Source organism: Isoptericola sp. BMS4 (assembly GCF_011634835.1).
In the GTDB taxonomy this organism is placed as follows: Bacteria; Actinomycetota; Actinomycetes; order Actinomycetales; family Cellulomonadaceae; genus Isoptericola.
Genome location: NZ_SIRP01000001.1, coordinates 722,223 through 741,718 on the forward strand (window position 1 = coordinate 722,223; position 19,496 = coordinate 741,718).

Below are 19,496 nucleotides of genomic sequence, written 5' to 3' on the forward strand. Positions count from 1 at the left end.
GCCGCGCGGCACCGGCCGCTGCCGCTGCCAGTCGTCAGGCGACCGGCGCCACGCTCATCTCACCCGCGGGGCCCTGCCGGTACACGTGCAGGTACCCGTCGGTGGTCAGCTTTCCCGACGTGTCGAGGTGGCTCCACACCGGCTCACCGTCGACCCGCAGCACCACCCGGGTGCCGCCGTCGACGTCGACGGCACCGAAGGTCACCTCGTGCGTCGAGCCCGGCTCGATCACGTCGTTGGGGAAGACGTCGATCATGAAGACGTCCGGCGCCCAGCGCTGCATCTCGATGACGTCCTCCTTGATGACGACGAGATAGCCGGAGCTGCTGTTGGTCCACACCGGCTGCCCGGCGGTCTTGGAACGCACCGAGAACCCGAACCAGCCGCCGTCGAAGTCGCCCACGGTGGTGTCGAACCGGAGCAGCTCGTCACCGAACGTCGCCGGCGCGAACCCGGCGGCGGTGCGCGGCGCCAGGTGGGCGGCGCCGTCCGCGACGGTCACGCTGCCCGACGGCGCCCACGCCGTCGGGTCGAGGATCTCCTCGCCCAGGTCGGTCACCGGGTGGTCGGCCGCCTGCACCGTCACCGTGGACGACGACGTCAGGTCGGCCACTGCGGTCGACGTCGCGGTGATCGTCGCGGTCCCGGCCGCGACGCCGCGGACGGTGCCGTCGGCGTCCACGGTCGCGACGGACTCGTCGCTGGACGTCCAGTCCAGCCCGGTGCGTGTGGCGTCCGCCGGGGCGAGGTCGGCGTCCAGGGCGAAGCGCTCGCCCGGCTCGATCGTCGCCGTCGACGGCGCGACGGTCAGGCCGGTCGGGTCGACGCCCACCAGGGAGAACGTCACGTCGTCGACGTCCAGGTGCGTGAAGCCCTGCACGTAGAAGCCGACCCGGCCCGCGGCGTCGGGCGCCGGGTTGGCGCCCTCGACGACGACCTCGCCGTCGAGCAGCACCCGCACGCCGTCCGCCGTGACCACGACTCGCACGTCGTACTGCGTGCTCGGCGCCAGACCTGCGCCCGCGGGGAGCGTGGCCTGCTCGACCGTCCCCCACGCGGAGTCGAAGATCGTCCACGTGGGTCCGTCGGCCGCGTGCCGGTAGCGCACGTACCCGCCGGGCGTCTCGCCCGCCCGGTCGTACACGAGCAGCTGCCCGCCCTCGGGCACCTCGGCGGGCGTCGTGACGGTGAAGTCGAGCGCGTACTCCGAGAACTGCCGGTCGAGCCGCGTGTTCGCGCCGTTCTTGATGCGCAGCACGTGGTCGCCCGTGCCGTCGTCGACGATCGCCCGGTTGGCGTCGGTCGGCCAACCGTTCGCGCCCGACTCGAAGTCCGTCGAGTGCAGCACGCCGTCGCCGGCGGCCACGGTGACCGCCATCTCGTCCCGGATTCCCGGGGCGGCCTTCGACTCCACGGACACGACGAGCTCGCCCGGCCCGACGGCGGTGAGCACGCCGTCGTCGCCCACGGTCGCGACGGTCTCGTCGCTCGAGGCGTAGGTGACGGCCTGGTCCGTAGCGTCCCACGGCACGGCCTGGGCGGCCACGGACACCTCGTCGCCGAGGGTCACGGTGAGCTGGTCGGCGGGCAGCACCAGCGACTCCAGCGCCACGGAGTCCGGCGACTGCGACTGGCCCACGTGGCCGTCGGTGCCGATCTCGCCGAAGTCGATCGCCTCGAAGCCGGGGATCTGGTCGAAGACGGCGGCGTCCTCGCGGAACGTGTAGTCGCCGCCGGCGGCGTCCACGAAGCCCGGGTCGGCGTCCGCGACCCAGTTGTCCCCGTAGTTGAGGAGATTCTTCGTGTCCAGGGCCCCGTGCTCGTTGACGTCGGGGTTGCGGTTCCGGTTCGGGTTCCAGACGACGTTGCGCGCGAACGTGCTGTGGTCCGGGAAGTAGTGGTTGTCGTCGAAGAAGTGCGCCAGCTCGGGGTACTTCTCCAGGTACGGCGTGCCGACGAAGTCGTCGTTGTCGGCGAACACCTTCTTCCAGTCCTCCATGTAGTGCGAGTCGACGGAGTTGCCCTCGCCGTCGCCCATCCACTGCGTGTAGTTGTCGTACGGGACGGTGGTGTCGACGAACACGTTGTTCACGGCGTCGATGTAGTCGGCCGAGCCGGACTTGATCGCGTCGTTGCCCATGTCCACGAAGACGTTCTGCTCGATGTGCAGGTCCCACGTGAAGTTGTCGGCGTAGATGCCCTCGACGCCGTGCTTGCTCAGCCCGATGTCGTGGAAGTAGTTCTGCCGGAACACGTGCCCGCGCTGCTGCGGGGTCTTGCCGGAGTTCATGTAGATCGCACCGAGGTCCTGGAACGTCTTGCACACGTCGTAGACCTCGTTCTGCTCGAACAGGTGGTCGTTGCCGTGCACGATGATCCCCGGGTGGGGAGCGTCGTGGATCTCGTTCCCGCGGGCGACGTTGCCGACGCCGTCGAACATCACTCCCGGGTTGTACGCCTTGTGGTAGTAGGCGAAGTCGTGGATCTCGGAGTTCTCCACGCGGTTACGGCCGGGCTCCAGCGTCGTCTTGTCGCCGCCCTGGAGGACGGCGCCGACGCCACCCACGTGCCGGATCTCGCTGTCCACGACGGCGTGGTCGCGCCCGCCGCGGTTGATCGGGATGCCGTCGTAGGTGTACCGGCCGGGGGAGTTGATGTACACGCCGCCGTCGGAGAAGTTCTGGATGTCCGAGCTCTCGATCGTCACGTGGCTGCCGCCGGCGATGACGGCGCCCAGGGCCCGCCCGTACTCCATCACCACGTCGTCGAACGTGATGTACGACGCGTCCTCGGTGCGGATCATGGGCTCGTCGAGGGTGGTGACGGTGACGTCGCCGCGCTCGGCGCGGAACGCCGCGTTCGGCATCAGGTACAGCAGCCCGGCGTCCCGGTCGATGTAGTACTCGCCGGGGGCGTCCAGCTCCTCGAGCAGGTTCTGCGCGAAGTGGAAGTCCGGGTACCAGGTCTTCATGAGGCCGGACATCTCGCCGTAGCGCAGCGTGATCGTCCTCGCGTCGGTGTCGATGGACTCGATCTTGTTGTACGACCATTCCCAGCTGTGGCCGAAGATGCCGTCGAGCCAGATGTTGTCCGCCTGGCCCCAGTACTGCGGGCGGTCGTACCCGTAGGCGAACGTGCCGCCGCGCTCCTGCAGGTCGGCGTCGTCCTTGGTCGGGCCGGGGTCGACGATGTCGCCCATCTGGACGGTGTCCTTGACCGCGCCGGCGTTGGGCCAGCGGGCGAGCGTCATGCCCTGCCCGTCGATGTAGAGCTCCATCGGCGGTGTCTCGGAGACGTCGTTGGCCTTCCAGTAGCCGTGCCGGCTCAGCTGCCCGTAGTCGTCGACGCCGAGGGCCCGCAGGTCGATCTGGACGACGTCGTCGCGGGCGTCGGTCTCGACGATGCGGTCGAGCACCGCCGTGTCGGTGACGGGCTCGAAGTCGTCGTGCGGCAGGGTCGTGCCGCCCGAGAGCCGCGCCGTCTCGCCCGGGTACGACCGGTAGGTGATGGGGGCGTCGGCGGTGCCCGAGTCCTCCTCGCCGAGCGTGAAGGACGCCGAGCGCTGGTAGGTGCCCTCGCGCAGGTAGACGGTCACGCCGGTGTCGGGCAGGCCGTCCGTCGCCTTGAGCTCCCGGATCGCGTCCCGGGCGCCCTCGAGGGTGCGCAGCGGCTGGTTCTCGGTGCCGTTGGCCGCGTCGTCGCCGTCGGGGGAGACGAAGAACGTCTTGCCCGCGGAGTGTGCGTCGGCGTGCGGTGGTGGCGCGGCGACCGCCGCGGCGGGGATGCCCGTGCCGATGACGCTGGCGACGAGCAGGGCTGACAGATGTCGCTTCATTGCGAGTGCTCCGACCTCTTCGGTGATGGTCACGGTCTGGGCCCGGCGTCGGCCGACGTCGGGCCCGTGTGCCCGCCCCGAGCCGGCTGCGCGGGGTGTGGACGTGACTGGCAGCGTGGCGGACATTACATTAATCGATAATCGGTGACAATATGTCGGAGGGGGCGCCGACCCGCTACGGTCGGACCCGGCACCCGCGGATCGAAGGAGAACCATGACCAGCAGCGAGACCAGCCGGCCGACCGTCGGCCGGAGCGACGGGGCGGACGCCGCCCGCGTCGTCTTCGTCGGCGACTCGATCACCGACGCCGGACGGGACCGCACGGACCGGGCCTCGCTGGGCGACGGGTACGTCGCCCTCGTCGCCGCGGAGCTCCGCCGCGAGGCCCCGGAGGCCGAGGCCGTCAACGTCGGGATCAGTGGGGACCGGGCCGTCGACCTGGAGCGCCGCTGGCAGGCCGACGTCGCCGCGGCGTCGCCCGACGTGCTGAGCGTCTACGTCGGCGTCAACGACACCTGGCGCGCCTTCGACAGCGACGACCCCACCACCGCCGAGGACTTCGAGGCGACGTATCGGCGACTGCTGGCGCAGGTGGGCGCCGGCACGCGGCTGATCCTCGTCGAGCCGTTCCTCCTGCCCGTCCGCGACGAGCAGCGCGCGTGGCTCGACGACCTCGCCGGCAAGCGGGCCGTCGTGGCCCGCCTCGCCGCCGAGACCGGCGCCCCGCTCGTGCCGCTGCACGCGGTCCTCACCGAGGCGGCGGGGGACGACCCGGCCGCGTACGCCCCCGACGGCGTGCACCCCACGCCCGCCGGGTCGCGGGTGATCGCGGACGCGTGGCTCGCGGCCTACCGTGGTGGCACGGGCATCGGCGGCGTGCCCGCCGCCGAGGTCGACGGGGCGGGGGTGCGGTCATGAGCGACCCGTTGGGCGGGGTCGACCTGCAGCGCGGCCTGCTGTCCGACCAGATCTACGACATCGTCAAGCGGATGATCAAGACGTCGCAGCTGGAGCCGGGGGAGCAGCTCGTCGAGTCGCAGCTCGCGCGGCGGCTCCAGGTGAGCCAGGCGCCCGTGCGCGACGCCCTCAAGCGGCTGTCGCACGAGGGGCTGGTGACGCACGTGCGTCACCAGGGCAACTTCGTGGCCCAGTACAGCGACGAGGAGGTCCAGCAGGCGAAGGTCGCCCGCGTCGCCCTGGAGGCCCTCGCCGGGCGGTTGACCTGCGGGCGCCTCGCCCCGGAGACGCGCTCCACGCTGGAGAAGGTCATCGACGAGATGCACGGCGCCGTCGACGAGGCGGACCTGCCGGGCTTCCGCGAGCTCGACTTCCGCTTCCACCGCGCCGTCGTCGAGGCGAGCGGCAACACCTACCTGCCGCGCATGTGGGACATCATCGAGCCGAGCCTGCGCGCCATGCACCTGCTCGGCGACCCCGAGTTCTCCGGCGACTGGCACCAGGTGGCCGACTGGCACCGGGGGCTGCTGGACGTCCTCGACGAGGGGGACCCCGACGCCGCCTCCGCGTTGTTCGAGGCGCACGCGGCGGGCACTCTCCTCGACGGCGAGACGCCGGTGGGCTGACACCCCTCGCCCCACGGACGCCCGCGGCGGTCAGGGCACGAGGCCGGCCAGGATGTCGGCGACGGGGGCGCGGCGCGCCGACCGCCAGCCGCGGCCGGCCCACAGGTGCACGGCGGACGGGTCGCCGGCGGCGGTCGCCGCCGAGCGCAGGGGCCGCGTGAGGTGGTGCAGCGCCGGGTATCCGGAAGGGGCGCCGGCGTCGTGGTCGCGGACGAAGCGGTTGACGAGCGCCCGCGCGGGACGCCCGGTGAAGGCCCGGGTGAGCCGTGTCCCGTCGAACGCGGGGTCGGCCAGAGCCTCCTGGTGCACGGGCGACGCCCCGCTCTCCGTCGCCCGCAGCACCGCGGTGCCGACGGCGACGGCTCCCGCCCCGGCGCTGAGCGCGGCCCGCACGTCGTCGCGGGTCGCGACGCCGCCGGCCGCGACCAGGGGAAGCCCGGTCGCCGTCCGGACGAGCCTGACCAGGTCGGGCAGCGGGCGGTCCTCCGGGAGCCGCCCCGGCTCCCAGACGCCCGAGTGCCCGCCGGCGCCGGCGCCCTGCACGACGAGCGCGTCGACGCCCGCGGCCTCGGCGCGCCGGGCCTCGTCCGGGTCGGTCACGGTCTGCAGCGTGACGCTGCCCGCCGCACGCAGCGCGGCGACGACGGCGGGGTCCGGCAGGCCGAACGTGAACGAGACCACCGGCACGGGGCGCTCGAGCAGGGCGGCGACCTTCGCGTCCCAGTCGTCGTCGTCCTCGCGCGGCTCCGGCCACGGCTCGGTGAGCCCGAGCCGGTCGGCCGTCGGGCGCAGCGACTCCGCGTAGGCGTCGTAGTCCGCCCGGGAGATCCGGTGCGGGTTCGGCACGAACAGGTTCACCCCGAACTCCTCGACGCCCGCGGCGCGGACCCGTTCGACCTCCTCCGCCATGCGCGCGGCGGTCCGGTACCCGGCCGCGAGGTGGGCGACGTGCCCCGCACGGGCCGCCGCCACCACCAGCTCCGGGCACGACGGCCCGCCGGCCATCGGCGCCACGTGCACGGGGGCACCGTGGCGCAGTGGTCCGGGCAGGGGATCGGTGCTCGCCGGTGTCATCTCGTCCTCCTCGTGGCCGGTGGCCGTCAGCGTGCCAGGGCGGCGGCGCGCCACTCGGGCGCGAGCACGGACCACACCTCGATGTCGTGGCGTTCGCCCCGGTGGAAGTGCTGCCCGCGCAGCACGCCGTCCCTCCGCATGCCCAGACGCCGGGCGACGGCGATGCTGGCGGAGTTCTCCGCGGCGACGCGCCACTCGACGCGGTGGATGCCCCGCTCGTGCACGGCCCAGTCGATGAGGCACCGGGCGGCGCGGGTCACCAGGCCGCGGCCCACGGCCGCCGGCTCCAGCCAGCACCCGGCCTCCGCGGTGCCCTGCGCGACGTCCATCGTGCGGAACAGGACGCCACCCACCAGGGTGTCGTCCGTCCAGATGCCGCAGACCCGCCCCGTGTCGGTGGCCGTCTTGGTGGCGTAGTCGGCGAGAAAGTCCCGCGCCGACGGGACGTCGCGGACGGCGTCCGCCAGCCCGATGAACCGGCCCACGAAGTCGCGGCCGCGGTCCATGTGGGCCGCCAGCTCCTCCGCGTGCCGGGGCTCCAGCGGGCGCAGCTCGGCGCCGTCCTCCCCGAGGGATCTCGCGAACATCTCTCCTCCGCACGTCGGGCTGCCGGGCCGAGGGGATCTTCGCACGTCCGCGGCCGGGCGGGCGACGGGGTACGTGGCGCCGCGCCCGCCTCAGCCGTCGACGCCGTAGAGCCGGACGGCCGTGGCGGCCCAGACAGCCTGCGCGGCGGTGTCACCGAGCGGGGGCAGGGCGCGGGCGGTGCGCTCGACGACCTCCGCGTACGGGGCCACGCGCGCGGACATCGGCCAGTCGCTGCCGAACAGCAGCCGGTCGGGGCCGAGCAGGTCGACGGCGACGCGCGCGGCCGCCGCGACCCGCGCGTCGTCGCCGGGCGCGGTGGTGTGGATCCCGGACAGCTTGGCGTGCACGCGGGGGTGGGCCTTGAGGTCGCGCAGGGCGTCGCGCCACGGCCCGTCGGGGTCCGCGGTGCCGAGGCCCAGGTGGCACACGACGACGTCGAGGCCGGGGTGGCGCCTCGCGAGCGCCGCGACCGCGGGGAGCTGGTCGGGCCGCACGAGCGCCTCGAGCACGCGGCCCGTGGCGGCCAGGCCGTCGCACAGCGCGTCGAGGCCTGCGACGTCGGACAGGTCCGCCGCGCCGCCCGGGGCGGCGAGCCGGACGCCCGCCACGGGGACGCCCTCGTCGACGAGCGGCTGCGCCATGCCCGCCCACGCGGCGTCGTCGCCGGGCCGGGCGTCGTACTGCAGCACGACGGGCCCGGGCAGGGGGCCGTGCGCGGCGGCCTCGCGCGCGAGCCACCGCGCCTCGCCCTCGGTGTCCGCGGCCTGCACGGCGACGGCGGCCCGGACGGGCACGGGCGACGTGGCGACGGCGCCCGCCAGGTCCTCCGGCCCGACCCGCGCGGGCAGGCCGAGGTCGTCGCGGAACCACGAGACCCGCATCGCCGAGGTGTCCCACAGGTGCACGTGGGAGTCCACGACTCCCCGTGCCGTGGTGCCGAACATGTCATCCCTGGCTGCCGAACATGGGGTTGCTCCGGGACTCACGGCCCGAGTCCCGGAGGAACCACCTGTTCGGCAGCGGGGGCGGCGGGGGTGGGGGACGAGCGGGCGATCGCGTCCAGCCCGGCCCACAGGGACTCGGGGACGACGGCGGCCGCGGCGTCGGCGAACGCGTCCACCTCGGCCGGCGTGCGGGCGCCCACGACGACGGCCTCCACGCCGTCGACCCGCAGCGGGTACCGCACGGCGGCCGTCGGGAGCGCGACCCCCGCGGCGGCGCACGCCGCCGCCATGCGTACCGCCCGGTCCACCTGGTCCGGCGACGCGGGGTGGTAGTCGAAGAACGGGGCTGCGACGGGGTCGGCGAGCACGCCGGAGTTGTAGACGCCCGCGCCGATCACGCCCACGCCCCGCTCGCGGGCGGCGGGCAGCAGGTCGTCGAGCGCGGTCCGGTCGAGCAGGGTGAGGCGCCCGGCGGGCATCACCACGTCCAGCGCCCCCGCGCTCTCGCGCACCAGCCGCGCCACCGGCGCGGTGCGGCCCATGCCGACGCCCACCGCCCGTACGACGCCCTGGTCGCGCAGCTCCAGCATCGCCGGCAGCGCGCCGTCGAGCGCCGCGCCGACGTCCGCCGGGTCGTGCAGGTACAGCAGGTCGACACGATCGGTGCGCAGCCGGGCGAGGCTGCCCTCCAGCGACCGCAGCACGCCGTCGCGGCTCAGGTCGCCGACGGTCCTCCCGTCCGGGCCGCCGGTGCCGCCCGCGGGCACGGGCGCGCCGTCGGCGTCGACGATCGTGCGGCCCACCTTGGTGGCGATCACGACGGAGTCGCGGTCCACCCCGGCGAGCGCCGCCCCGAGCCGCAGCTCGCTGACCCCCTCGCCGTAGTGCGGGGCGGTGTCGAAGAACCGCAGGCCGCGCGCGAGCGCGCGGTGCACGGTCGCCTCGGCGTCCGACTCGGCCACGGGCGTGAACAGGTTGCCGATGGGCGCGCAGCCCAGCCCGAAGGCGCCAGTCACCGACGTGTCAGGCTGTGCGCGACGTATACCCCGCGCACGGTCTGACACGTCGGAGGCCGGGGGGCTCAGAGGTCGGAGGGCTGCGCGGAACGCCATGCCTCGAACTCCCCTCGGGTGTCGGGGGTCAGCGGGTAGTAGTCGCTCAGCCGGGCGCCCTCGTCGAGCCGGCGCCGGCTGAAGCCCTCCCACTCCTCGTGGTCCTGCGCGGAGGCGACCACCTGCTCGGCCATGGCCTGGGGGACGACGACGGGACCGTCGTCGTCCGCCACGACCAGGTCGCCGGGCATGCACAGCACCCCGCCCACCGCCACGGGCACGTCGTACGCCCAGGGGAACAGCTCGGACTGGGACGCGTAGTGCGGCGTCACGCCGTCCGACCACACCGGCAGGCCCAGGTCGCGGATCTTGCCCGAGTCCCGGATCCGGCCGTCGACGACGATGCCGGCGCCGCCCTGGCGCTGGAAGTAGCGGGCGAGGATGTCGCCGACGCACCCGGAGAACCGGCTGCCGTACGCCTGGATGACGAGCACGTCGCCGGGCCGCACAGCCTCGAGCACGTGCCACAGGGCGGTGTGCCGCTCCACGTACTCCTGCTCGTCGCCGGCCGCGAGGTCCTCACGCTGCGGCATGAACTGCAGCGTGAGCGCCGAGCCGACCACGCGGTACCCCGGCTCGAGGGGCCGCGGGCCCTCCACGAACGTGCGGCGGATGCCGAGGCCGTGCAGCTTGGCGCACGCGGTGGCCGCGGAGACCCGCCCCAGCCGCTCCACGGTGGCGGGGTCCGGGCGGTCGTACGCGCCGCCGCGCACGGGCAGCGACACGTCCGGGCGGACCAGCCCCGGCGTCGCGTCGAGGTCCGGGGTGGTGAGCGAGTCGGTCATCGGGTGGCTCCTACGGTGGGGGTCTCGGTGAGATGACGCGGGCGGGCCGCGGCGGGGGCGGTGTGCAGCACGACGTCGGCGCGGTGCGACGGCGGCAGCTCCACGAGCAGGTCGGCGGCGTCGAGCGGGAGGGTCCTGGTCGTCGGCGCGCCCGGTGCCGCGGCCGCCGCGGTCGACGGTCCCGGCCAGGCGCCGCCCTCCTCGCCGTGGACGACGACCCCGGTGAGGCGCTGCTCGCCGAACCGCGAGGGGCGCACGCGCACCCGGCGGGTCGCCGACGACAGGTTGACCAGCGTGAGGGCGACCCGCCCGGCGTCGCGGTCGCCGTCGAGCCGCGTCACCAGGGCGGCGACGTCGGGCGGGAGGCCGGGCCGGCGCCGGTCGGCGTCGGTGTACGACACCGCCGCGAACGGCAGCCCGCCGTTGTACAGGGTCTGGGGCGTGCCCGTGATCAGCTGACCCAGCACCTCCGTCACGACGGGGTTGACGCGCTGCCAGAAATGCAGGTGCACGCCCGGCCCCGCCGGCTCGGCGTCCATGAGCGCGCGGCGCCGCGCCACCTGGCCCAGCGCCATCGACAGCGCCCGCTCCGGGTAGTCGGGCAGCGTGCCGTCGAGGAACGCGAGCCAGGGGCCCTCGTGCCCGGCCTCCACCTTGTCCCGGAAGGAGCGCACCTCCCGCGAGCCCGGGGTGGCGTCGAGCACCCGGTCCAGGCGCTCGCGGTCGGCGTCGTCGCGGGTCCACCACCACAGCCAGGTGGGCAGGTCGAGCTGGAGCGGGCCGAAGTCGAACCAGCCCTCGGCGCCGTACCGGTAGGGCACGAGCAGCGCGGGCTCGGCGGCGTGCGGGCCGAGCCGCTCGACCCAGCCGCCGCGCAGGCTGAACGGCGTCTCGGCCACGGGCGCCGTGACCGCGTGCTCCAGCGCCGTGTCGAGCATGGTGCGCACCAGGTCGAGCGGGCCGTCGTCCCGCGGCCCCGCCGCGCCGCTGACGAACGACGCGTTGATCGCGCCGACGAGCGTGCTCATCCCGACCGAGTGCAGGCCGTGCGGCCACGTCCAGCCGTAGTGGCCGCCGTACCAGGCGCCGTCGTGCAGCCCGCCGACCGTGCCGTCCGGTGCGACGTTGTCGGGCATGAGTCCGCCGGCGGCCACGGCGCGCTCGCGCCACCCGGCCACGTACCGCGTCACCCACGCCGCCGAGGCCGCGTCGCCGTCGTACAGCCAGCGGTTGACCACGAGCGACGTCGCCGCCAGGTTCACCGCGGTGTCCCCGGCCGCGCGGCGCTGCATCTCGTCGCCCATGAGCCGTGCCTTCGCCGGGTCCTCCAGGTCCTCCCAGCGCTCGATGCCCGGGAGCCCGTGCAGCGGCAGGCCGTAGGCCTTCATGTAGTCCAAGGAAGCCGGGTAGGTGAGCCACTCGGTGCCCAGCCCGTCGAGAGGTCCTTGCGCCCCGTTGTGCGGCGCGGTGATGATGTTGCGGCGAGGGTCGTAGTTGCCGTGGGCCGGGTCGGTGTACAGGGCGGCGAAGCGGCGGGCGCGGTCGGCGAACCGCTCGTCGCCAGGGTCGGCGGCGCACAGCGCGTACAGGAACAGCAGCGACTCGCCCTGGTGGAACCAGTCGTAGCCGTTCTCGTACTCGTCGGTGAGCATCCCGGCCTCGGTGAGCTGCGCCGTCACGCCCTCGAAGTGGTGCTTGGCGGCGTCGAGGACCGCGTCGCTGCCGCCGAGGGCGTAGAACGCCGGCCAGTTGAAGAACGGCTCGTACAGGTCGTCGACGCCGTCGCGGTGCTCGAACCCGCCCGCGTGGGCGATGCGGCCGTCCGGCTCCGTGTAGCGGGCCGAGAACTCCTGCCACGCCTCCTCCGTGACGTCGAACAGCCGGCGCTGCAGCACGGCCCAGGCGGGCACCTCGCGCAGGGGAACGGTGGGGACGTGCATCGCGTCAGCCCTTCGTCGCGCCGGCCACGAGGCCGCCGATGATGTGCCGCTGCATGACGACGAAGAACACGATCGCGGGGGAGACCGCGAGCAGCAGCGTGGGGAACACCGTCGTGTAGTCGGTGGAGAACTCGCCGACCGCCGCGTACACGCCGGTCGTCACCGTGTAGATGCCCGAGCTCGGGCCCAGGATGATCTGCGGGCTGACGAAGTCGTTCCACACGCTGATGGAGTTCAGCACGACGATCGTCGCGACGACCGGCCGCATGATCGGGAAGACGCACGACCAGAACGCCCGGATGCGGCCCGCGCCGTCCAGCGCCGCGGCCTCGTCGATGTCGCGGGGCACGGTGCGCAGGTAGGCGGCGAACAGGAAGATCGTCACCGGCAGCGTCGCCGCTGTCTCGAAGAGGATGAAGCCGGGGATCGTGTTGATGAGCCCCAGCACCCGCAGCACGAACACGACCGGGATCAGCGTCACCTGGCCGGGGATGAACAGCCCGGACACGAACAGCAGCAGCAGCCCCAGGTGCCACTTCGAGCGGCCACGCGCGATGACGTACGCGACCGGCGCGGCGAGGGCGATGCCGCACAGGTTGACCAGCGCGACGAACAGCAGCGTGACGCCGTACGCGCGCACCACGTTGAACTTCTCGCTGGTGAGCGCGGCCTGCAGGTACTCCAGGCTGAACGTGTCCGGGCCGATCGCCAGCGGCGACGAGATGATCGCCTCCTGCGGCTTGAAGGCGTTGATCACCATGATGTACAGCGGCACCAGCATGACCAGCGCCGTCGCGCCGAGGACGATCCACTTGACGACGCGGCCCGTCAGCGGGGTGCGGACCTTCGTCGTGCGGCGGCGCGCGGGCGGCGGCGGGGCGACCCGCGCGGCGGCGGGGGCGCCGTCCGCGACGGGCGCAGGCGTCGACCGGGTGGTGAGGGAGGGCATCAGGCGGCCACCTTCTTCTCCGCGCCCCGACGGGCGAACGTCACGGCGAGCCCGAGCACGGCCGTGACGAGCAGCAGGATCACGGCCTGCGCCGCCCCGAAGCCGAGCCGGGACTGGGCGAACGAGTCCTTGAGGATCTGGTAGACGATCGTCTGCGTCGAGGCGGCGGGGCCCCCGTCGGTCAGCGCGAGCACGACGTCGTACACCTTGAGCAGCCCGACCAGGGTGAGCACCAGGTTCACCGTGAAGACGGGGGCGATGAGCGGGAGCGTCACGGCGCGGAACTGCTGCCACCTCGACGCGCCGTCCACCGTCGCGGCCTCGTAGTACTCCGTCGGCACCGACTTGATGCCGGCGAGGAACAGGATCATGTTGAAGCCGAAGTGCGACCACACGATCGTGAGGATCACGCTCGCCTTGGCGAAGCCCACCTCGGTGAGGAACGGCACCGCCGGGATCCCGAGGTGCCCGAGCAGCTCGTTGACGGCGCCCTCGGGCGCGAGGATTGCCGACCACAGGAACCCGATGATTAGCGCGCTGATGATGTACGGGTAGAAGAAGATCGTGCGCATCAGCGTGTTGGTGCGCCCTGGCCCCGCGATGAGGGCCGCGAGCGCCAGGCCCACGCCGTTGCACAGGACCGTGCCGAAGAACGCGACGACGGCGGTGAAGATCGCGGCGTCCACGGTGCGCGGGTTGCGGAACACCTCCGTGTAGTTCTCGAACCCGATGAACGTGAAGTTCAGGCTGTAGCCGTTCCAGTCCGTCAGGCTCAGCACGAACGCCAGGATCATCGGGACGATGAACATCGCCACGAAGACGAGGACGGCGGGGCCGCCCATGACGATGCCGGGGAGCCGGTCGCGCCACACCCGCGCCGCCGGGCGGCGGCGGGCGGGCGCGACCGTGAGGGAGCTATGCATGCCTCAGGCAGTCCTTTCTGTCGGCCGGGTCCGTGGTTCCGCTCCGGCTCAACCGGTGGTGGCGGCGAACCAGTCGTCCATGGCGGACAGCACGTCGTCGGCCGGAGTGCCGCCGATGAGCGCCTGCGTCTGCGCGTTGATCTCGTCGGAGTAGCCGTCGGGGAGCGTGCGCTCGCCGTAGCCCTGGCCGGTGGGGGTGTAGTCCTCGGCGGGGGTGTCGGCGACGATCTGCTGCAGCTCGGAGCCGAGGTCCGTCATCTCGTAGTCGTAGCCGTCGCGGAAGTTGCCGTCGACGGCGAGCTGGTCGGCGACGGCGGTCCGGTCGGTCACGAGGAACTCCACGAGCTTCGCGGCGGCGTCCTGGTGCTCGCTGGCCTTGAGGATCGAGTACGGGCTGGCGACGTTGGCACCCATCGCGGGCCCGGAGGTGCCTTCGAAGGCCGGGGCGCGGAAGACGCCGATGTCCGCCGGGTCGGTGGCGTTCGCCTCGGTGCCCGCGAACCAGCTCCCCATGGGGTAGACCGCGCTCTCGCCCGAGAGGAACGCCTGCTCGGCGTCGGGGTACTTGATGCCCAGCGAGTCCTTGGGGACGTAGCCCTCGGCCACCCAGTCGGCGTACGTCTCGACCGCCGGGCCGTAGCTCTCGGAGAACGTGGCCTCGCCGGCGCTCATGTGCGCGTACCAGTCGGGGTCGTCGGCGACGATCGTCGGTAGGCCGAGTGCCTGCAGCGAGTGGCTGGTCATCCAGTCGCCGCCGGTCTGGACCGGCGTCCAGCCGGCGTCCTTCAGCTTGCCGAGCGCGGCCGTGAGCTCCTCGACGGTGGTGGGGACCTCCTCGATGCCGGCCTCGGCGAACGCCGTCTTGTTGTAGAACCAGAGGCTCTGCAGCTGGAAGCCGATGCCGGCCATGTAGTACTTGCCGTCGATCGAGTACTGGTCCGCGAGGGGAGCGGAGGTGGCCCAGTCGTAGCCCGACAGGTCGACCAGCTCGGGCGCCATCTCGACGGTGGGCGTCGACTGCACCACGTCGGGCGCGTCGCCCGCGGTGAGCAGGCGGGGCAGCGCGGCGGTCACGCCCTCGGCACCCGGGTTCTGGATGACGACGTCGATGTCCGGGTTCGCCTCCTCGAACGGGGCGACCAGGCCGTTCCAGAACTCCTCGGTGAGGTTGGGGGTGACGTTGACGAGCATGCGCAGCTCGGTGGTGCCGTCCGCGGTGCCGCCGCCGTCGTCGGAGCCGGCGCAGCCGGTGAGGGCGAGGCCGGCGGCCGCGAGCGTGCCGACGGTCGCCAGGGTGCGGTGCTTGATCATCGTTGATCCTCTCGGTGGTGCACGACCGGGTAGGGAACCTCGTCGAGGACACTAATCGATAATCGTTGGGAACGGAAGTGCCGGCACAGCGTCACACCGGGCGGCGTCCGGAGCGGGTGCCCGGCGCCCATAGGCTGGACCGGTGACCTCCACCGCCACCGACGCCCCCCGGGCAGGCGGCACCCCGGGCGTGCCGCCGCGCCCCTGGTGGCTCGTCGCCGCCGGGCCGGGCGCCGTGCTCGTCGCCGTCCTCGCCGTCCTGCTGGGCGGCACGTTCTCCGGCGCGTTCGCGGCCCTCGGCGGGTTCAGCGACCCGGGCGCCCTCGTGCGGTACGGCCTGCCGACCGCCACCGTGCTCACCGAGCTGTCCGTCTCCGTCACCCTCGGCGCGCTCGTCGCCGCCGCGTGCCTCGTCCCGCCCGGACGTGCGCAGTCGCGCCTGCTCACCACGGCAGGGGGCGCGGCCACGGCCTGGGCGCTCGCCGCCGTGGCACAGCTCGTGCTGCGCTACGCCAACATCTCCGGCACCTCGCCCGCCTCGCCCGCGTTCGGGCAGGGGCTCGCCCAGTTCGTCTCCGAGCTCGACCTGGGCAAGCTCTACCTGGCGATCATCGTCGTCGCCGCTCTCACGTCGGCCTGCGCGATGGCGGTCCGCGGGCCCGTCGGCGCGCTGTGGACGACGACCCTCCCGCTGGCGGCGCTCGCCGCGCAGTCCACCACGGGGCACGCCGCCGGCGCGGCCGACCACGAGCTCGCCGTCGGCGCCATGCTCATGCACCTGGTCGGTGCCGCCCTGTGGGTCGGCGGGCTCGGGGCGCTGCTCGTGGTGGTGCTCGCCCCCGCCGACCCGGAGCGGCCCGACGGCCGGGTCGCCGCCGCGGCCGTCGCGCGCTACTCCCCGATCGCGGGCTGGTGCTTCGCCGCCGTCGGCATCTCCGGCGTCCTCAACGCGTGGATCCGCATGGCGTCCATCGGCGACCTGCTCACCGACTACGGCCTGCTGATGCTGATCAAGGTGCTCCTCATGGTGGCGCTCGGCGGGTGCGGGTTCGCCCACCGCATGTGGGTGGTGGACCGGATCCGGCGGGCGAGCGGGCCGGGGCCGGTGCGGCGGCTGTACTGGCGGCTGCTCGCCGTCGAGCTCCTGCTCATCGGTGCCGTCTCCGGCGTCGCCGTCGCGCTCGGGTCCACGGCACCGCCCGTGCCCGACGAGGTGCCGGTGGACGTCTCGCCGGCCTACCAGCTCACCGGGGAGCCACTGCCTCCGGCTCCGACCGGGGCGCGCTGGTTCACCGAGTGGAGCCTCGACCCGGTCTTCGCCTTCGCGTGCGTCGCCGGTGTCGTCGTCTACGTGCGCTGGGCGCTGCGGCTGCGCCGCCGCGGCGATGCCTGGCCCGTCGGGCGCACCGTGTCGTGGTGCCTCGGCATGCTCGTGATGCTGTGGACCACGAGCGGCGCTCCTACGGTCTACGGCCACGTGATCTTCAGCGGCCACATGGTCCAGCACATGACGCTGGCGATGCTCGTGCCGCTCTTCCTCGTGCTCGCCGCGCCCGTCACGCTGCTGCTGCGCGCCGTCCCCGCGCGCAAGGACGGCTCCCGCGGCCCGCGGGAGTGGGTGCTGGGCCTGGTGCAGTCCCGTGTCGGGCAGTTCTTCGCCCGACCCGTGGTCGCCGCGGTGCTGTTCGCCGGCGGGATGATCGCGTTCTACTACACGCCGGCCTTCGAGTTCGCGCTGACGAACCACGCAGGGCACGTGTGGATGATCATCCACTTCACCCTGGTGGGGTACCTGTTCGCGAACGCCCTCGTGGGCATCGACCCCGGGCCCCACCGCCCGCCGTACCCGCAGCGCCTGCTGCTCCTGTTCGCCACGATGGCGTTCCACGCGTTCTTCGGCGTGGTGCTCACCACGGGCACCTCCCTGCTCGTCGCCGACTGGTTCGGCAACATGGGACGACCCTGGGGCGACAGCGCCATCGAGGACCAGCAGCGCGGCGGCGGCATCGCGTGGGGCATCGGCGAGCTGCCGACCCTCGCGCTCGCCATCGCCGTCGCCGTCCAGTGGACGAAGTCCGACGAGCGCGAGGCGCGCCGCCGCGACCGCAAGGCCGAGCGCGACGGCGACGCCGAGCTCGTGGAGTACAACGCGATGCTCGCCCGGATGGCCGAGCGTGACGAGCGGGCCGAGCAGGCCGACCGGTCGCCCGACCGCCGCACCCCGTGAGGTCTCGTCCGGCACTCCGGTACTTGCTCGGCACCTCGCGGGACCGATCGAGGACCGGAGCGCCGAACGAAAGCGTCAGCGGGTGAGGGCTGACGCGGCGCGCCCCTCGACCCGCGCGACGTGCTCCGGCACCGGGGCGCTCGCGTCGGCCGCCGTGACGGGGGCGCCGAACGCGCGCCGCACCGGCACGTGCCCGGCCCAGCCGCCGGCGGCCACGTCCTCCGGGTCGTCCGCGGGCCCGCCGTCGCGCCGCTTCATCGACGCCTCGTGCAGCGGGACGGCGAGCACCGCCGTCGCGGCGAGCTCCTTGCGCGTGGCCGGGCGCAGGGTCGCGGACCGGCCCGGGGCCATGTGGTCGACGATCGCGTCGAGCGCGCGGGCCCGCTCGCCCTCGTCCGTGACCAGGCGGGCGGTGCCGACGACGACGGCGGACCGGTAGTTCATCGAGTGGTGGAACCCGGAGCGCGCCAGTACCAGACCGTCGAGCTCGGTCACCGTGACGCACACCGTCGCGTCCGTGGCCCCCGCCAGCCACCGCGCGGCGACCGATCCGTGCACGTACAGCGTGCCGCCGTCGTCCGGCCCGCCCGGGTCCACCGCGTACGCGCACGGCAGCACCACGGGGTGGTCGCCGACGTCGACGCCGAGGTGGGCCACCAGGCCGTCCGCGAGGAGCCCGAGCAGCGCCGCGCGGTCCTCCACGGCGCGCTTGCGGCCGCGCCGCACGGTGGTCCGGGGCGTGGGGGACAGCGGGGCCTGCGTGGTGTCGGTGAGCACGTCCATACGGCTACCCTCGGCCCACGGTGGCCTGCCGTCACGGGCCAATCTCCGACCAGAACGACAGGACACTTCGATGCCCGACCGTCGCACGACGACCGCCCTGCCCGTGCGGCTCGACCGCACCGCCCCCGACCCGCTGGGGGTGCAGCTCTCCGCGCAGGTGCGCGAGCTCGTCGTCGGCGGCACCCTGCGGCGCGGCGACCGGCTCCCCAGCACCCGGGCGCTGGCCGCCGACCTCGGCGTCGCCCGGTCCGTGACCGAGCAGGCCTACGACCAGCTGGTCGCCGAGGGGTGGCTGGCGGCCCGCCGGGGCGCCGGCACGTTCGTCGCGTCCGAGGCCGCCCACCGCGGGCCGGTGCCGTCGCGTCCCGCGCCGGACCCCGGGCCCGACCTCGTGCGGCTCTCCACCGGCGAGCCCTGGATCGACCCGCGGCACCGCGCGGGCTGGCGCCGCGCCTGGCGCGAGGTCTCGGCCGCGACCCCGGCGCGCGGCTACGGCGACCCGCGGGGCCTGCCCGAGCTCCGCGAGGCGCTCGCCGCGCGCCTCGCACGTACCCGCGGGCTCGTCGTCGACCCCGACGAGGTGGTCGTCACCGCCGGCACCGCCGCCGGGGTGCGCGACATGCTCGCCGTCCTGCCGCCCGGGGCCGTCGGGGTCGAGGACCCGGGGTACCGCGCCACCGTGGCCACGGTGCGCGAGTCCGGCCGCGCCGTCGTCGACCTGCCCGCCGAGCGGGCGCCCCGCCCGGAGGAGGTGACGGGGCTCGCCGCCGTCGCGGTGACACCGGCCCACCAGCATCCGCTCGGCCGGGTCATGCCGGCGGGTGACCGGCTCGCCCTCCTCGCCGCCGTCCGGGACGCCGGCGCCGTCGTCCTCGAGGACGACTACGACTCCGAGCTGCGCTACGACGTCGCCCCCGTGCCCGCCCTCGCCAGCCTGGGACGTGACGACGTCGCCTACGTGGGCACGGCGTCCAAGTCGGCGCCACCGGGCCTGCGGATCGGGTGGCTCGTGCCGCCACCGCGGCTGCTCGACGCCGTCGTGGCGCGGCGCGAGGTGGTGCACGACGTCGCGTCCTGGCCGTCGCAACGGGCCCTGCTCACGCTGCTGCGCGACGGGTGGCTCGACACGACGGTGCGCACCGCGCGCCGCGTGTACGCGGCGCGGGCGGCCCGCGTGGCCCGCGTCCTCGCGCCGTACGCCACCCCGGCGGCGACCTCGGCGGGCATGTACTCGACGTGGCTGACGCACCAGGACGCCGCGCTGCGCGCGCACGCGGCCGCCCGGCGCGCGGGCTTCGACCTGCCGCTGCTGTCCGACTACTGCCGCACCGCCACGACCACCGGGATCGTCGTCGGCTTCGGCGGGCTCACCGACGCCGAGCTCGACCGCGCGCTCGCGGCGGTCCGTGCCGGGCTGGCCGGCGAGCCGGTGCCCTGACCG

Annotated in this window: 15 protein-coding genes; 4 read left to right on the top strand and 11 right to left on the bottom strand. The window is 74.0% G+C overall.

The window, feature by feature from the left end:
- Positions 1-34: 34 nt before the first annotated feature.
- Positions 35-3,835 (bottom strand): Ig-like domain-containing protein, encoded by a 3,801-nt coding sequence (locus tag EYB28_RS03165; RefSeq protein ID WP_166844776.1) that lies wholly within the window; start codon positions 3,833-3,835, stop codon positions 35-37.
- A 214-nt stretch (positions 3,836-4,049) separates the two neighbouring features.
- Here EYB28_RS03165 and EYB28_RS03170 point away from each other — a divergent pair, with 214 nt between their 5' ends.
- Both EYB28_RS03170 and EYB28_RS03175 read left to right on the top strand, forming a co-directional pair.
- A complete protein-coding gene (locus EYB28_RS03170) occupies positions 4,050-4,754 on the top strand; it encodes an SGNH/GDSL hydrolase family protein (RefSeq protein ID WP_166844778.1) in 705 nt (234 codons plus the stop codon).
- The gene (locus tag EYB28_RS03175) at positions 4,751-5,419 is read left to right on the top strand and encodes a GntR family transcriptional regulator (RefSeq protein ID WP_166844780.1); all 669 of its coding nucleotides are present in this window, start codon (positions 4,751-4,753) and stop codon (positions 5,417-5,419) included. Before EYB28_RS03170 ends, EYB28_RS03175 begins: the two co-directional genes overlap by 4 nt.
- Positions 5,420-5,449: 30 nt before the next feature.
- Here EYB28_RS03175 and EYB28_RS03180 read toward each other — a convergent pair whose 3' ends face one another.
- The 9 genes from EYB28_RS03180 to EYB28_RS03220 all read right to left on the bottom strand — a co-directional run bounded on the left by EYB28_RS03180 (position 5,450) and on the right by EYB28_RS03220 (position 15,045).
- Complete coding sequence (locus tag EYB28_RS03180) at positions 5,450-6,493, bottom strand: nitronate monooxygenase family protein (protein ID WP_166844782.1); 1,044 nt, start codon at positions 6,491-6,493, stop codon at positions 5,450-5,452.
- 26 nt (positions 6,494-6,519) lie between these two features.
- A complete protein-coding gene (locus tag EYB28_RS03185; RefSeq protein WP_166844784.1) occupies positions 6,520-7,080 on the bottom strand; it encodes a GNAT family N-acetyltransferase in 561 nt (186 codons plus the stop codon).
- A 90-nt stretch (positions 7,081-7,170) separates the two neighbouring features.
- The gene (locus tag EYB28_RS03190; RefSeq protein ID WP_166844786.1) at positions 7,171-8,025 is read right to left on the bottom strand and encodes an amidohydrolase; all 855 of its coding nucleotides are present in this window, start codon (positions 8,023-8,025) and stop codon (positions 7,171-7,173) included.
- A gap of 38 nt (positions 8,026-8,063) precedes the next feature.
- Entirely contained in the window at positions 8,064-9,041 is a 978-nt protein-coding gene (locus EYB28_RS03195) for an aldo/keto reductase (protein ID WP_240930369.1), read from the bottom strand.
- 65 nt (positions 9,042-9,106) lie between these two features.
- Positions 9,107-9,922: a ribonuclease activity regulator RraA gene (locus EYB28_RS03200; protein ID WP_166844790.1), complete on the bottom strand. Its 816-nt coding sequence runs from the start codon at positions 9,920-9,922 to the stop codon at positions 9,107-9,109.
- Positions 9,919-11,862 carry a hypothetical protein gene (locus tag EYB28_RS03205; RefSeq protein ID WP_166844791.1) on the bottom strand — a complete coding sequence of 648 codons (1,944 nt, stop codon included), beginning with the start codon at positions 11,860-11,862 and terminating at the stop codon, positions 9,919-9,921. The genes EYB28_RS03200 and EYB28_RS03205 overlap by 4 nt, the downstream gene beginning before the upstream one ends.
- A gap of 4 nt (positions 11,863-11,866) precedes the next feature.
- Positions 11,867-12,811: a carbohydrate ABC transporter permease gene (locus EYB28_RS03210; RefSeq protein WP_240930370.1), complete on the bottom strand. Its 945-nt coding sequence runs from the start codon at positions 12,809-12,811 to the stop codon at positions 11,867-11,869.
- Positions 12,811-13,734, bottom strand: a complete 924-nt coding sequence (locus EYB28_RS03215; RefSeq protein ID WP_166844793.1) for a carbohydrate ABC transporter permease — start codon at positions 13,732-13,734, stop codon at positions 12,811-12,813. Before EYB28_RS03215 ends, EYB28_RS03210 begins: the two co-directional genes overlap by 1 nt.
- Before the next feature lie 48 nt (positions 13,735-13,782).
- Entirely contained in the window at positions 13,783-15,045 is a 1,263-nt protein-coding gene (locus EYB28_RS03220) for an ABC transporter substrate-binding protein (RefSeq protein WP_166844795.1), read from the bottom strand.
- 142 nt (positions 15,046-15,187) lie between these two features.
- Between EYB28_RS03220 and EYB28_RS03225 the strand changes: the two genes are divergently transcribed.
- Positions 15,188-17,272, top strand: a complete 2,085-nt coding sequence (locus EYB28_RS03225) for a cytochrome c oxidase assembly protein (RefSeq protein ID WP_166844797.1) — start codon at positions 15,188-15,190, stop codon at positions 17,270-17,272.
- A gap of 75 nt (positions 17,273-17,347) precedes the next feature.
- Here EYB28_RS03225 and EYB28_RS03230 read toward each other — a convergent pair whose 3' ends face one another.
- Entirely contained in the window at positions 17,348-18,055 is a 708-nt protein-coding gene (locus EYB28_RS03230; RefSeq protein WP_166844799.1) for a pyridoxamine 5'-phosphate oxidase family protein, read from the bottom strand.
- 70 nt (positions 18,056-18,125) lie between these two features.
- Between EYB28_RS03230 and EYB28_RS03235 the strand changes: the two genes are divergently transcribed.
- On the top strand, positions 18,126-19,493 hold the full coding sequence (locus EYB28_RS03235) for a PLP-dependent aminotransferase family protein (RefSeq protein ID WP_166844801.1): 1,368 nt from the start codon (positions 18,126-18,128) through the stop codon (positions 19,491-19,493).
- Positions 19,494-19,496: the final 3 nt, after the last annotated feature.